Raw genomic sequence first — 13799 nt, 5'->3', positions numbered from 1 at the left:
CCGTGAGCGGGATGGACGCCGCCGACAAGGGCTTCGAGGTCCGCAGCCTCCAGGAGTACGCCCAGGACCGGCTGGCGCGCGCGTGAGCGTGACGTCCTTCGGAGCGCGGCTGCGCCGGGCGCTGGATGCGCACGGACCGCTCTGCGTGGGCATCGACCCGCACGAGGCGCTGCTGGACGCCTGGGGGCTGCCCCAGACGGCCGACGGCGTGCGTGCGTTCGGGCTCACGGCGGTCGAGGCCGCCGCGGGGCGGGCGGGCATGGTCAAGCCGCAGGTGTCGTTCTTCGAGCGCTTCGGATCCCGCGGCTTCGCCGCGCTCGAAGACGTCATGTCGGCGGCGCGCGCGGCCGGACTCCTGGTGATCGCCGACGCGAAGCGCGGCGACATCGGCACGACCATGGCCGGCTACGCGCAGGCGTGGCTGGAGCCGGGCGCGCCGCTCGAAGCCGATGCGCTCACGATCAGCCCCTATCTCGGCGGCGGATCGCTCGCGGAGGCGATCACGCGCGCGCTTCCCGCGGGCAAGGGCGTCTTCGTGCTCGCCGCGACGAGCAACCCCGAGGGGGCGCCGGTGCAGCAGGCGCTCGTCCCCGCGGCCCTCGCGACCACGCAGGGGGAGACCACGGCGCTGCGCATCACGCGGGATGTGACGGCCTACGACTCCCCGGAGGGCGGGCTCGGATCCGTCGGCCTCGTGATCGGGGCGACCATCGACCGGGCCGGATTCGCCCTGGATGACGACACGCTGCGCGCGGTGCCGCTGCTGGCGCCCGGATTCGGCGCGCAGGGGGCGACACCCGCGGATCTGCGGTCGAGATTCGGTACGCTGGCAGGTAACGTCCTGGCTTCCGAAAGCCGGAGCATCCTGTCCGCTGGTCCGGACCGGATCGCAGCGACGATCGAAGAGCGCGCCGCGCGCTACCAGGAGGTCATGGGTGGTTGAACCGGCAGGGCGTGCAGTCCCCGAGGTCGATCGCGTCGCCGCCGCTCGTCGAGCGGTCGAGCGCCGCCGTGCGAGGGCATCGCTGAAGCGCGATCTGACGATGCGGGTGATCGCTCCGCAGGACGTCTTGGCCGCCGCCGCCGACCCGCATTCGACGGCAGGGACGCTGCGCGTGCCGGACTTCCTCACCGCTCTGCCCGCGATCGGCGCGGGCAAGCGCGATCGCATCCTCACGGAGCTGCAGATCTCGCCGGTCAAACGGCTCGGGGGCCTCGGATCCCGCCAGCAGCTCGCGCTGCGCCAGTGGGTCGACACCAGGTTCCCGCAGCCCGTGCCCCGCGAGGGGCGCAGCAGGCTGCTCGTGCTCGCAGGGCCGACCGCGGTCGGCAAGGGAACAGTCGCCGCGCACATCCGCGAGAACCACCCCGAGATCCACCTGTCCGTCTCCGCGACCACGCGTGCCCCGCGTCCGGGGGAGCAGGACGGGGTGCACTACTTCTTCGTGGACGACGCCGAGTTCGACCGCATGATCGCGACGGGCGAGCTGCTCGAGTACGCGACCGTGCACAACCGCTTCCGCTACGGCACTCCGCGCAGGCCCATCGAGGCGGCGCTGGCCGAGGGCAAGACCGTGCTGCTGGAGATCGACCTGCAGGGCGCCAGGCAGGTGCGGGCCGCGGATCCCTCCGCGAACCTCGTGTTCCTGCTGCCCCCGTCCTGGGACGAGCTCGTGCAGCGGCTGGTCGGCCGGGGCACCGAGGACGCGGAGGAACGCACGCGCCGCCTGCGCACCGCGAAGGTCGAACTGGCCTCCCAGTCCGAGTTCGACCACAGGGTCGTGAACGAGGACGTCGCCACTGCCGCCCGAGAGGTCGTAGAATTGACCTCGGCGTCTGCGCGCTGACCGCTCTCGCCGGTCCTGAGCAATTCCGAGGGCCGGTGCGCACGCCCGAATTCTTCGCGACACGCGTCGCCGAACATCCCACCAACAGGAGGTCCACCATGGCCGGACACAACAACGGCATCATCGACCCGCCCATCGACAACCTGCTCGACCGCGTCGAGTCCAAGTACGAGCTCGTCATCTACGCGTCCAAGCGCGCGCGTCAGATCAACGACTACTACTCCGACCTGCACGAGGGCAACCTGTTCGACAACGTGGGCCCGCTGGTCGACTCCTCGGTCGAGGACAAGCCGCTGACCATCGCGCTGCACGAGATCAACGAGGACAAGCTCCGCATCCGCCACGCGGAGTGAGCCGAGCCTCCGGAGCCGCCGTCATCCCGTCCGTGGATGTCGGCGGCTCCGTCCATACTGGGCTCGGGCGCACCGGCCCGTAGCCAGGGGCGCATCCCGTCCCAACCCACCTCCCTCCACATCAAGGAGCACCGATGAGCGCGCTGCGTCTGTTCACCTCCGAGTCCGTCACCGAGGGGCACCCCGACAAGATCTGCGACCAGATCTCCGACTCGATCCTGGACGGCCTGCTCTCGGTGGACACCGGGGCGCGCGTCGCCGTGGAGACGCTCGTGACGACGGGTCTCGTGCATGTCGCGGGGGAGATCCGCACCTCCGGCTACGTCGACATCCCGACGATCGTCCGCGACGTCGTCAACGGCATCGGCTACACCTCGAGCGACACCGGCTTCGACGGCTCGTCCTGCGGCGTGAGCGTCTCGGTGGGGGAGCAGTCCGCCGACATCGCGAGCGGTGTGGACCAGGCGCGCGAGCACCGCGAGGGCGGCTCGTCCGATCCCAGGGACCTCCTTGGCGCAGGCGACCAGGGCATCATGTTCGGCTTCGCCACGACCGAGACGCCGCAGCTCATGCCGATGGCCGCATGGACCGCGCACCGCCTCGCCGAGCGCCTGACCGAGGTCCGCCGCGACGGCACGCTGCCGTTCCTGCGTCCCGACGGCAAGACCCAGGTGACCCTCGGCTACGACGGCTACACCCCGAAGACGGTCGACGCGGTGGTGCTGTCCACCCAGCACAACCCGGATATCTCGCAGGAGGAGCTCAAAGCGCTCGTCCGCGAGCACGTGATCGACCCGGTGCTCGCCACGACCGGTCTCGACCTCGACGGCGTCACGCACTACATCAACCCGGCCGGCCCCTTCGTGACCGGCGGGCCGAAGGGCGATGCGGGCCTCACCGGCCGCAAGATCATCATCGACACCTACGGCGGCGCCGCACGGCACGGCGGCGGGGCCTTCAGCGGGAAGGACCCGTCCAAGGTCGACCGCTCCGGCGCCTATGCGATGCGCTGGGTCGCCAAGAACGCGGTCGCGGCGGGTCTCGCCGACCGGCTCGAGGTGCAGGTCGCATACGCGATCGGCGTCGCGCAGCCCGTGGGACTGTACGTGGAGACCTTCGGCACCGGCAAGGTCGACGACGAGACGATCACCCGTGCGATCCGCTCGGTCTTCGACCTGCGCCCGCAGGCGATCATCGAGGAGCTGGATCTGCTGCGCCCGATCTACGCCGCCACCGCGGCCTACGGGCACTTCGGCCGCGAGCTGCCGACGTTCACCTGGGAGCAGACGACGCGCGCCGACGACCTGCGCCGCGCCGCCGGCCTCTGATCGACCCCGTTCACCCGCAAGCTCCGCTCGTGCCACGGCCGATCGCCCGCGTGCTGCTGGACTCGCCGGTCCCGCAGCTGGATCGGCTGTTCGACTACGCCCTCCCGGCGGACCTGATCGACGACGCGTTGCCGGGGGTGCGTGTGCGGGTGCCGCTGCGCTCCGCCGGGCGGGTCATCGACGCCTACCTGATCGAGCTCGACACGGAGGACGACGACACCAGGACCCTCGCCGAGGTGGACGCCGTGGTGTCGCGCGCGCAGGTGCTGCCGCAGCGGCTCAGCACGCTCGCCCGCCGCGTCGCCGATCGCGCCGCGGGCAGCGCGTCCGACGTGCTCCGGCTGATCGTGCCCAAGCGTCAGGTCCGCGTGGAGAAGGCATGGCTCGCCGCGGGCGGCGGGCGGTCGGACGCGGCGGGCGACGAGCCGGCCCAGGCCGAGAGCGCTCCGGAGGAAGACACCGAACCGACGCAGGACGGCGACGCTCCGGCCCTGGAGGCGGACGACGCATCGCAGGAGGCGGACGACGGCGCGTCGTCCGCGCTCGCCCCGGTGCTCCCCGCCGTCGCTGAGACGATCGCCCTGTACGAGGGTCTCGCTGAGGCGCTCTCGGATTCCGCGCGGGCGGCGGTGGAGGCGATTCCGCGGCTGGGCCCAGACGGGCTGCCCGAGTGGACCCGGCTCCTGGCGGCCGCGGCGGCCCGCACGGTCGCCGGCGGCGCGTCGGCGGTCCTGGTCGTGCCGGACTACCGCGACCTCGATCTGCTCCTCGCGGCGCTCGAGGCGCTCGCGCCCGATGCGCCCATCGCCCGGCTGGATTCCCGCCAGACCAATCCCGACCGCTACCGCGCGTACCTCCGCACCCTCGAGGACGCGCCGTGCATCGTCGTCGGCAACCGCTCCGCCGCGTACGCCCCCGTCCGGGCGGGGCTGGTGGCGCTCTGGGACGACGGCGACAGCCTGCTCGCGGAGCCGCTCGCACCCGGGGTGCACGCCCGCGACGTCGCCCTGCTGCGGCAGGAGCAGGAGGGATCGGCGCTGCTGTTCGCCGGTCACACCCGCACGACCGACGTCGAGCGCCTGGTCGAGACGGGATGGATCCGCGCGATCACGGCCGCGCGACGACAGCTGCCGCGCGTCGTGCTGGATACCACGGAGGATCTGGACCGCCGCGGTCAGCGCCTTCCGTCCCGGGCGTTCCTGACGGCGCGGGAGGCCGCGGCGACCGGCCCCGTCCTCCTGCAGGTCGCCCGGCCCGGCTTCTCGCCGACGCTGGTGTGCGCCTCGTGCCGCGCCCCCGCGCGCTGCGCGTCCTGCGGGGGACCGCTCGGCGCCGCGCATCGCGGGGCGACACCCGTCTGCGCGTGGTGCGGGCGCGGCGCGCGCCTGTGGGCCTGCGGCTCCTGCGGCGGCGACACCGTGCGCCTGGCCGCATCCGGCAGCGAGCGCACGGCGGAGGAGCTGGGGCGGGCATTCCCCGGCGTCAGGGTGATCGTCGCGGACGGCACCCACCCGGTCGAGCGCGTCGACGCGAAGCCGGCGCTGGTCGTCGCGACGCGCGGGGCCGAACCGCTGGCGGAGGGCGGGTATCGCGCGGTCGTGCTGCTCGACGGATCGCGCATGCTGCAGGCGCCCGAGCTGCGGATCGGCGAGTCCTGCCTGCGCTGGTGGTCGAACGCCGCGGCTCTGGCGGCCCCCGGGGCGCCGGTCCATCTCGTCGGCGTCGACGGCGCGGTCGCCCGCGCCCTCGCCACCTGGTCGCAGGCGTCGTACGCGCGCGCGGAACTCGCCGAACGCGCGCCGCTGCGCATGCCGCCGTCGGTGCGGGTCGCACAGCTCGAGGGCACGCCCGCGGGCGTCCGCCGCGCCCTCGACGACATCGCCGCCCTTCAGCTGCCGCCGGATGCCGTGCTCGGGCCGGTCCCGATCGAGGGCGACGACGACGGTCGGGAGCGCGCGCTCGTGCGCTTCCCCTATGCGGAGGGCGCACGCGTGGCGGGCACGCTCCGCGCCGCGGTGGTGGCCGAGGCGATGGGGCGCCGTCGAGCCAAGGGCAGGACCCCACGGACTACGCTCTCGGTGAGGCTCGACGTCACCGAACCCGACCTCTGAGCCACCCAGAGCCAGCGGACCCACCCCGCGACATCCCCGAACCACCCCGTTCGTCTCGAACATCCCGCAGCACCTTCGAAGGACCCTCATGCGCCTCGTCTTCGCCGGAACCCCGGCGGCCGCCGTGCCCACCCTCCGTCGCCTCGCCGGCGAGCACGAGATCGTCGCGGTCGTGACCCGTCCCGACGCGCCGCTCGGACGCAAGCGGATCCTGACGCCGTCTCCGGTCGCCCAGGAGGCGGAGGCGCTCGGGATCCCGGCGATCAAGGCCGCGCGCCTGGACGAGGAGGCCACGGGACGCATCACGGCACTCCGACCCGAGCTCGGCGTCATCGTCGCCTACGGCGGCCTCGTGCGCGAGCCTCTGCTGAGCGCGCCGGAGCACGGATGGATCAATCTGCACTTCTCGCTGCTGCCGGCCTGGCGCGGCGCGGCGCCGGTGCAGCGGGCGCTCATCGCGGGCGACGCCGAACTCGGTGCCACCGTCTTCCAGCTCGTGCCCGCGCTCGACGCGGGAGACGTGCACGCCATGCGCGTCTATCCGGTCGCGGACGACGCGACGGCCGATGAGGCGCTCGCCTCGCTCGCCGTCGACGGCGCCCAGCTGACGGCGGAGGCGGTCGCCGCGATCGCCGACGGCACCGCGCGTCCCGTTCCGCAGCAGGGCGAGGCCACGCACGCCGCGAAGCTCGCCCTCGATGACGGCAGACTGGACTGGACCGCATCCGCCGACGCCGTGTTCGCCCGCTACCGCGGAGTGACGAGCGAACCCGGCGCGCACACCGCGATCGACGGTGCACCGCTCAAGGTGCGGGAGCTCGCACGGGCGCAGGACGCGGATCCGCTGCCGCCGGGCGCGCTGCGCGGGACCAAGGGCGGCGTGCTCGTGGGGACAGGCACCGTGCCGCTGCTCCTCGTGCGGGTGCAGCCTGCGGGCAAGGCCGCGATGGCGGCCGCCGACTGGTTTCGCGGCCTGCGGGTCGCCGACGGCGCGACCGTACGGCTCGACGTCACGTCGGCGGGCGAGGGAGACGAGGCACGATGAGCGCGCAGGGTCGGCAGAGTCGCGACGATCATCGGGACCCTCAGCGGCGCGCGGACGGCCAGGGCGGACCGCGGAGGCAGAGCGGCGGCGGAACGACGCGCCGCGCACCCTCGCGGGACGCGCGCCCCCGCGACGTGCAACCCGCGCGGCGCGTTGCCTACGACGTGATCCGCGCCGTCAGCACCTCCGACGCCTACGCCAACCTGCTGCTGCCCGGCGCCATCAGGGAGGCGGGGCTCTCCGCTGCGGATGCGGCCCTCGCCACCGAGCTCGCCTACGGGACGCTCCGCCGTCTCGGCACCTACGATGCGATCATCGCCCAGGCGGCGGGCCGCGAGATCGCCGAGATCGATCCGCCGGTGCTCGATGCGCTCCGCCTCGGAACGCACCAGATCCTCGCGACCCGCGTGGCGACGCACGCCGCGGTCAACGAGTCGGTGAACCTCGTCGCACGCGAAGCGGGGCGTGGAGCGTCCGGCTTCGCGAACGCCGTGCTCCGGAAGATCGCCGCGCGCACGCAGGAGGAGTGGCTCGACGCCGTCAGCGCCGCGGCGCGGTCGGACGACGAGCGCCTCGGACTCCGTTTCGCGCACCCGGTGTGGATCATCCGGGCCCTGCGCCGCGCCCTCGCGGCCGAGGGCCGTGAGGAGGAGCTGGAAGAGCTCCTCGCCGCCGACAACGTCGCGCCGGAGGTCACGCTCGTGGCTCTTCCGGGGCTTGCGGAGCCGCAGGAGCCCCGGCGGCCGTACGCGCCGACGGCCTTCGGATCCGAAGGCGGAGATCCCGGAGAGGTCGTCGCCGCCCACAAGGGCCGCGTGCGCGTGCAGGACGAGGGGTCGCAGCTCGTCGCCCTCGCCCTCGTCGGCGCGCAGCCCGTCGCGGCGGGGGAGCGCTGGCTCGACCTGTGCGCGGGCCCCGGCGGCAAGACCGCGCTGCTCGCGGCGGAGGCGCTGCACAGCGGTGCGACGCTCGACGCGAACGAGGTCGTGCCGGCCAGGGCGGGACTGGTCCGCAAGGCCGTCGCCTCGGTGCCGCTGCACGTCGAGGTCGCGGAGGAGGACGGCCGCGTGCTCGCCGTCGAGCGACCCGGTGCCTACGACCGGATCCTGCTCGATGCGCCGTGCACCGGCCTCGGGGCGCTCCGGCGCCGTCCGGAGGCGCGGTGGCGGAAGACCGCGGCCGATGTCCCGGAGCTCGCGGCGCTGCAGGAGGATCTGCTGACGGCCGCGCTCGGCGCGCTCAAGCCCGGCGGCATCCTCGCGTACGTCACCTGCTCGCCGCACCTCGCCGAGACCGCCGCGGTGGTGCAGACGGTCCTCCGCGACAGGGACGACGTGCAGGAGCTCGACGCTCGCGAGGTCGTCCGTGCCGTGTCGCAGCAGCCGATCGATCTGCCGGAGCCGTCGAGCGGATCCGGTCATGCTCAGCTCTGGCCGCACCGCCACGGCACCGACGCGATGTTCCTGTCGCTGCTCCGCAAGCGCCCGTAAGGAGCCCGCCGACTCGGTGCCCCCTGCTCCCGAGTCGTCCCCGCCAGCGGAGCCCATAGCGTGCGCTGACGGGGACGACCCGGAAGCCGGGAGCGCAGTGGGGGGCGTCGACACCGGGATAATGGGCGCATGTCCGCATCCCGCGCCGAAATGCCCGCAGCCCCCCGGATCAACCCCTCGATCCTCGCCGCCGACTTCGTGAACATGCAGGCGGATCTCGCCCGCATCGCGACCGCCGACTTCGCGCACGTCGACGTGATGGACAACCATTTCGTGCCCAACCTCACGTTCGGACCGCAGATGGTGGAGCGCATCCAGGCGACGAGCCCGATCCCGCTCGACGTGCACCTGATGATCACGGATCCGGACCGCTGGGCGCCCGGATACGCCGAACTGGGTGCGGCGAGCGTCACCTTCCACCTCGAGGCGGCGACCGATCCCGTCGCGCTCGCGCGCCGACTGCGCAGCATGGGTGCAAGGGCCGGGGTCGCGATCAAGCCGGGCACGGCGGCCGAGCCCCTCTACGACATCCTCGGCGAGTTCGACCAGATCCTCGTGATGACGGTCGAGCCCGGCTTCGGAGGGCAGGGCTTCATGCCGGAGACGATGCCGAAGCTGCGCGCTCTCGCCGACGAGGCGAAGCGCCGCGGATCCGACGTGTGGCTGCAGGTCGACGGCGGGATCTCCGATGCCACGATCGCCCAGGCCGCCGCCGCGGGCGCCGACACCTTCGTCGCCGGATCCGCCGTCTACGGCTCCCATGACGTGGAAGCGGCCGTCACGCGGCTCCGGGGGCTCGCGCGAGCCGGTAGCCTGGGAGGGTGAAGACCTTCGACGAACTGTTCGCCGAGCTGAGCCGCAAAGCGGCCGAGCGCCCGGAGGGATCCGGGACGGTGCGCGAGCTCGACGCGGGAGTGCACACGATCGGCAAGAAGATCGTGGAGGAGGCGGCCGAGGTGTGGATGGCCGCCGAGTACGAGAGCGACGAGGCCGCGGCCGAGGAGATCTCCCAGCTGCTGTACCACCTGCAGGTGCTGATGCTGGCCAAGGGACTGACCCTGGAGAACGTCTACCGACATCTGTGAAGCGCCCCCGACCAGGATCGCTTCGAACGAAAGACCTCCCCATGCTGCGCATTGCCGTCCCGAACAAGGGATCGCTGTCCGAGACCGCCGCCGAGATGCTCGCCGAAGCCGGATACGCCGGCCGCCGCGACACCAAGACCCTGCACGTGATCGACGCCGACAACGAGGTCGAGTTCTTCTTCCTCCGTCCGCGTGACATCGCCACCTACGTCGCCTCCGGCGCCTTGGACGTCGGCATCACGGGTCGCGACCTGCTGCGCGACGTGCGCCGCCCCGCGGCGCGTGAGATCGAGCAGCTCGGCTTCGCGCGCTCGACCTTCCGCTTCGCGGCGCCTCCCGGCCGGTTCAAGACCCTCGAGGACCTCAACGGGGTGCGGGTCGCATCCGCCTACCCCGGACTCGTCGACGACTACCTGCGCGAGCACGGCGTCGAGGCGGAGCTGGTCCCGCTGGACGGCGCAGTGGAGTCCGCGGTGCGACTGGGCGTCGCCGACGCGATCGCCGACGTCGTGGAGACCGGCACCACCCTTCGGCAGGCGGGGCTGGAGATCTTCGGACCGGTGATCATCGAATCCGAGGCCGTGCTGATCAGCCGCCCTGGCGACGCCGAGGGCACCGAGAAGCTGCTGCGGCGGCTGCGCGGCGTCATGGTCGCTCACCGCTTCGTGCTCCTGGACTACGACCTGCCCGCCGATCTCGTCGAGCAGGCGGCCGCGATCGCCCCGGGTCGCGAATCCCCGACCGTGTCCCCGCTGCGGGATCCGGCCTGGGTCGCCGTGCGGGTGATGATCCCGCGCCGCGGCATGAACCAGGTCATGGATCAGCTCTACGCGCTGGGCGCACGGGCGATCCTCGTGACCGCGATCCACGCCGCGAGGCTCTGATGTCGCTCACCGCCCGCGTCATCCCTTGTCTCGACGTGGCCGCCGGACGCGTCGTCAAGGGAGTGAACTTCGAGAACCTGCGGGACATGGGGGATCCGGTCGAGCTCGCGCGGCACTACGCCGCGCAGGGCGCCGATGAGATCACCTTCCTGGACGTGACCGCGACCGTCGACGAGCGTGCCACCACCTATGACGTGGTGCGCCGCACCGCCGAGGAGGTCTTCGTGCCGCTGACGGTCGGGGGAGGGGTGCGCTCGGTCGACGACGTCGCCCGTCTGCAGGGCGTCGGCGCCGACAAGGTCGGCGTGAACTCCGCGGCGATCGCCCGCCCCGAACTCATCGGCGAGATCGCCGACCGCTTCGGCGCCCAGGTGCTCGTGCTCTCGCTCGACATCAAGCGCAGTTCGCGCACCGCCTCGGGGTTCGCCGTGACCACCCACGGCGGCCGCACCGAGACCGACCTCGACGCGCTGGACTGGGCCCGCGAGGCGATCGAGCGCGGCGCGGGAGAGCTGCTCGTCAACTCGATCGACGCCGATGGCACCAAGGACGGATTCGACCTGGAGCTCGTGAGCCTCATGCGGGAGGTCTCCAGCGTGCCCGTGATCGCCTCGGGCGGTGCGGGGAAGGCGGAGGACTTCGCCCCGGCCATCGCCGCGGGCGCGGACGCCGTGCTCGCCGCGAGCGTGTTCCACTCCGGCCAGCTGACGGTCGGCGACGTCAAGGCCGCCCTGAGCGCCGCAGGAGTGACCGTGCGGCGCAGTGCGCTGAGCGAGCGGAGCGAGACCGAATGACCGACGACCGCATCGAGGCGGAACTGCGCCTCGTCACCTGGAACGACCAGGGCCTGGTCCCCGTCGTCGTGCAGCAGTGGGACACCCTCGAGGTGCTCATGATGGCCTGGGCCGACGAGGAGGCGCTGCGCCGCACCCTGACGACCGGCCGCGCCACCTACTGGTCCCGCTCCCGCCAGCAGTACTGGCGCAAGGGCGACACGTCCGGCCACGTGCAGCACGTGCGCGGCGCTCGCCTGGACTGCGACGGCGACACCGTGCTGCTGCTCGTCGACCAGATCGGGGTGGCCTGTCACACCGGCACCCGCACGTGCTTCGACGGCACCGATCTCGCTCCCGTGGTGACCGCGGCTCGGGACGATGCCGCCGCGGACGGCGCCGGGCGGGCGACGGAGTGATGTTCACGCGCCGTGCGAAGTCCACGAGCCTCTTGCTGATCCTGCTCGCGGGCGGCATCGGAATCCTCTCCTCGACGCAGACGTGGCTCACGGTCGGGCGCGCGGACGGGGGAGAGGCGCTCGAGGTCGCCGGCAACGCGGCGCTGCCCGTGCTCGCCCCGCTGAGCCTCACGGCGCTCGCGCTCTGCGCAGCCATCGCGCTGGTGGGCCCCGTGATGCGGCGCGTCTTCGCCGCGATCGCGGTCGTGGTCGGCGCCCTCATGCTCGTGCTGACGGCGCGGATCCTGCTGCAGCATCCGCTCGACGCCGTGAGCCCTGCGCTGACCAAGGCCACGGGTCTCGCAGGCGACACCGCGCTGTCGGCGATCATCGACGGCATCGCCGTCACGGCCTGGCCCTGGGCGGCGCTCGTGGGCTGGATCCTGCTCCTGCTCGGCGGCGGGCTCGCTCTGGTCACCGCCGGCCGGTGGCGCAGCGGCGGGCGGCGCTATCGCACCGCGCCCGTGCCGCACGACGGACCGGTCGATGCGGTCGAGAGCTGGGACGACCTCAGCCGCGGCACGGACCCCACGCGTTGACCGCAGCTCCGCTCGACGCCCTGTGCCGCCCAGCGTCCTCGCCGCGATGCACGATCCCGATAGACTTGAACACACCACCCGACGCTCGGAGGAGAACATGAGCAACCCCATCGCAGACCCCGGCCACGGACACTCGCCTGCGGCTTGGACCGCCGTGGTGATCATGCTGCTCGGCTTCGCCGTCGGCACGACCGCGTTCTTCCTCGAGGTCCCCGTCGTGGTGTGGGTGGGCGTCGCGCTGATCGTCATCGGCGCGATCTCCGGCTGGGTGCTCTCCAAGGCCGGTTACGGCGCGAAGGGCCCGAAGTACCAGCCGAAGGCGCACTAATGGTGCTCGCCGACCTCACGGCCGGCGCAGTCGAGGACGCAGCCCGTCGCGAGCGGGAGCGTCCGCTCGCGATCGTGGAGCGCGCCGCCCTCGATCGCGCCCCGGCACTCGATGCCCGCGCTGCTCTGGCGCCCGCCGACAGGGTGAAGATCATCGCAGAGGTCAAGCGGGCGAGCCCGTCGCGCGGAGCCCTCGCCGAGATCCCGGATCCGGCGCTGCAAGCCTCCCTGTACCAGCAGGGCGGGGCGTCCGCGATCAGCGTCCTCACGGAGGAGCGCCGCTTCGGCGGCAGCCTGGCCGACCTGGAGGCCGTGACCGCGGCTGTACAGGTCCCCGTGCTCCGCAAGGACTTCATCGCCACGCCGTATCAGGTGTTCGAGGCGCGCGCCGCGGGCGCGTCCCTGGCGCTGCTCATCGTGGCGGGCCTGGATCGCGTGAATCTGGAGCGGCTGTACGCCCTCATCCTGGAGCTGGGCATGACACCGCTCGTCGAGACCCACTCCGCCGAGGAGCTCGAGGTCGCGATCGACCTGGGCGCGCACCTCATCGGCGTGAACGCCCGTGACCTGAAGACCCTCGAGCTGGACCGTGAGCTCTTCGGCCGGCTGGCCGATCGCATCCCGTCCACCTCGGTCAAGATCGCCGAGTCCGCCGTACTCACCCCCGCCGACGTCGCGGACTACCGCGCGGCCGGCGCCGACGCCGTGCTGATCGGCGAAGCCCTCGTCACCGGCGACCCCGTCGCCACCCTGCATTCCTTCCTGGAGGCCGGATCATGCGACGCACTGAGCGACCGGAGGGAGACGAAGTGAGTCTGCGCGACCAGCCGGGGCCGTTCTTCGGCGACTTCGGCGGACGTTACATGCCCGAATCGCTCATCGCCGCGATCGACGAGCTGACCGAGGCCTACCACGCGGCGATCGCCGACCCGGCGTTCCAGTCGGAGCTCGCAACGCTGCTGCACTCCTACGCCGGGCGCCCGTCGCCGATCACCGAGGTGCCGCGGTTCGCCGAGCACGCAGGCGGGGCGCGGATCTTCCTCAAGCGCGAGGACCTCAACCACACCGGATCGCACAAGATCAACAACGTGCTCGGCCAGGCCCTGCTCACCAAGCGGCTGGGCAAGACGCGCGTGATCGCCGAGACCGGAGCAGGTCAGCACGGCGTCGCGACCGCGACCGCGGCCGCGCTCTTCGGCCTGGAGTGCACGATCTACATGGGCGAGGTCGACACCGAGCGTCAGGCGCTCAACGTCGCCCGCATGCGCCTTCTCGGCGCGGAGGTCGTCCCGGTCACCACGGGATCGCGCACCCTCAAGGACGCGATCAACGACGCCTATCGCGACTGGGTCGCGTCGGTCGAGACCACCAACTACATCTTCGGCACGGCGGCGGGCCCGCACCCGTTCCCTGCCATGGTGCGCGACTTCCAGAAGATCATCAGCGAGGAGGCGCGCCAGCAGCTGCTCGACGAGGCAGGACGCCTGCCGGATGCGGTCCTCGCGTGCGTCGGCGGCGGATCCAATGCGATCGGCATGTTCGACGCGTTCCTCGACGAC

16 protein-coding genes are annotated in these 13799 nt (G+C 72.5%); all 16 read left to right on the top strand.

Translation table 11 applies throughout. The annotated features are described in order from the left end of the window. Positions 1-88 precede the first annotated feature (88 nt). Entirely contained in the window at positions 89-943 is an 855-nt protein-coding gene (gene pyrF / locus B7X32_RS11350) for an orotidine-5'-phosphate decarboxylase (protein WP_292719566.1), read from the top strand. Next, entirely contained in the window at positions 936-1847 is a 912-nt protein-coding gene (gene gmk, locus B7X32_RS11345; protein ID WP_292719562.1) for a guanylate kinase, read from the top strand. The genes pyrF and gmk overlap by 8 nt, the downstream gene beginning before the upstream one ends. 98 nt (positions 1848-1945) lie before the next feature. Then, a complete protein-coding gene (gene rpoZ / locus B7X32_RS11340; RefSeq protein ID WP_045273081.1) occupies positions 1946-2200 on the top strand; it encodes a DNA-directed RNA polymerase subunit omega in 255 nt (84 codons plus the stop codon). Positions 2201-2334: 134 nt separating this feature from the next. Beyond that, positions 2335-3528, top strand: a complete 1194-nt coding sequence (metK, locus tag B7X32_RS11335) for a methionine adenosyltransferase (RefSeq protein WP_292719560.1) — start codon at positions 2335-2337, stop codon at positions 3526-3528. Positions 3529-3557: 29 nt separating this feature from the next. Next, positions 3558-5639, top strand: coding sequence for a primosomal protein N' (locus B7X32_RS11330; RefSeq protein ID WP_292719558.1), 2082 nt, complete (start codon positions 3558-3560; stop codon positions 5637-5639). Positions 5640-5727: 88 nt separating this feature from the next. Then, positions 5728-6684 carry a methionyl-tRNA formyltransferase gene (fmt, locus tag B7X32_RS11325; RefSeq protein WP_292719556.1) on the top strand — a complete coding sequence of 319 codons (957 nt, stop codon included), beginning with the start codon at positions 5728-5730 and terminating at the stop codon, positions 6682-6684. A gap of 134 nt (positions 6685-6818) precedes the next feature. After that, positions 6819-8174 carry a transcription antitermination factor NusB gene (locus tag B7X32_RS11320; RefSeq protein WP_292719554.1) on the top strand — a complete coding sequence of 452 codons (1356 nt, stop codon included), beginning with the start codon at positions 6819-6821 and terminating at the stop codon, positions 8172-8174. A 129-nt stretch (positions 8175-8303) separates the two neighbouring features. Beyond that, the gene (rpe, locus tag B7X32_RS11315) at positions 8304-8999 is read left to right on the top strand and encodes a ribulose-phosphate 3-epimerase (RefSeq protein WP_292719552.1); all 696 of its coding nucleotides are present in this window, start codon (positions 8304-8306) and stop codon (positions 8997-8999) included. Further along, a complete protein-coding gene (locus B7X32_RS11310) occupies positions 8996-9259 on the top strand; it encodes a phosphoribosyl-ATP diphosphatase (protein WP_045252002.1) in 264 nt (87 codons plus the stop codon). The genes rpe and B7X32_RS11310 overlap by 4 nt, the downstream gene beginning before the upstream one ends. 41 nt (positions 9260-9300) lie before the next feature. Continuing rightward, positions 9301-10143, top strand: a complete 843-nt coding sequence (gene hisG, locus B7X32_RS11305) for an ATP phosphoribosyltransferase (RefSeq protein WP_292719546.1) — start codon at positions 9301-9303, stop codon at positions 10141-10143. Then, positions 10143-10937: an imidazole glycerol phosphate synthase subunit HisF gene (gene hisF, locus B7X32_RS11300; protein ID WP_292719544.1), complete on the top strand. Its 795-nt coding sequence runs from the start codon at positions 10143-10145 to the stop codon at positions 10935-10937. The genes hisG and hisF overlap by 1 nt, the downstream gene beginning before the upstream one ends. Beyond that, a complete protein-coding gene (hisI, locus tag B7X32_RS11295; RefSeq protein WP_292719542.1) occupies positions 10934-11335 on the top strand; it encodes a phosphoribosyl-AMP cyclohydrolase in 402 nt (133 codons plus the stop codon). The genes hisF and hisI overlap by 4 nt, the downstream gene beginning before the upstream one ends. Beyond that, positions 11335-11913, top strand: coding sequence for a Trp biosynthesis-associated membrane protein (locus B7X32_RS11290; protein WP_292719540.1), 579 nt, complete (start codon positions 11335-11337; stop codon positions 11911-11913). Before hisI ends, B7X32_RS11290 begins: the two co-directional genes overlap by 1 nt. 97 nt (positions 11914-12010) lie before the next feature. Next, the gene (locus tag B7X32_RS11285; RefSeq protein WP_292719539.1) at positions 12011-12241 is read left to right on the top strand and encodes a DUF6704 family protein; all 231 of its coding nucleotides are present in this window, start codon (positions 12011-12013) and stop codon (positions 12239-12241) included. Positions 12242-12243: 2 nt separating this feature from the next. Next, positions 12244-13053 (top strand): indole-3-glycerol phosphate synthase TrpC, encoded by an 810-nt coding sequence (trpC, locus tag B7X32_RS11280; RefSeq protein WP_292719564.1) that lies wholly within the window; start codon positions 12244-12246, stop codon positions 13051-13053. Then, the coding region (trpB, locus tag B7X32_RS11275; protein ID WP_292719538.1) for a tryptophan synthase subunit beta at positions 13050-13799 on the top strand (750 nt) is incomplete at its 3' end. The genes trpC and trpB, both read left to right, overlap by 4 nt.

Source organism: Microbacterium sp. 13-71-7, assembly GCF_002257455.1.
Classification (GTDB): Bacteria; Actinomycetota; Actinomycetes; order Actinomycetales; family Microbacteriaceae; genus Microbacterium.
Note: the sequence above shows the minus strand (reverse complement) of the source record. Positions and strands in the feature narration are given on the sequence as shown.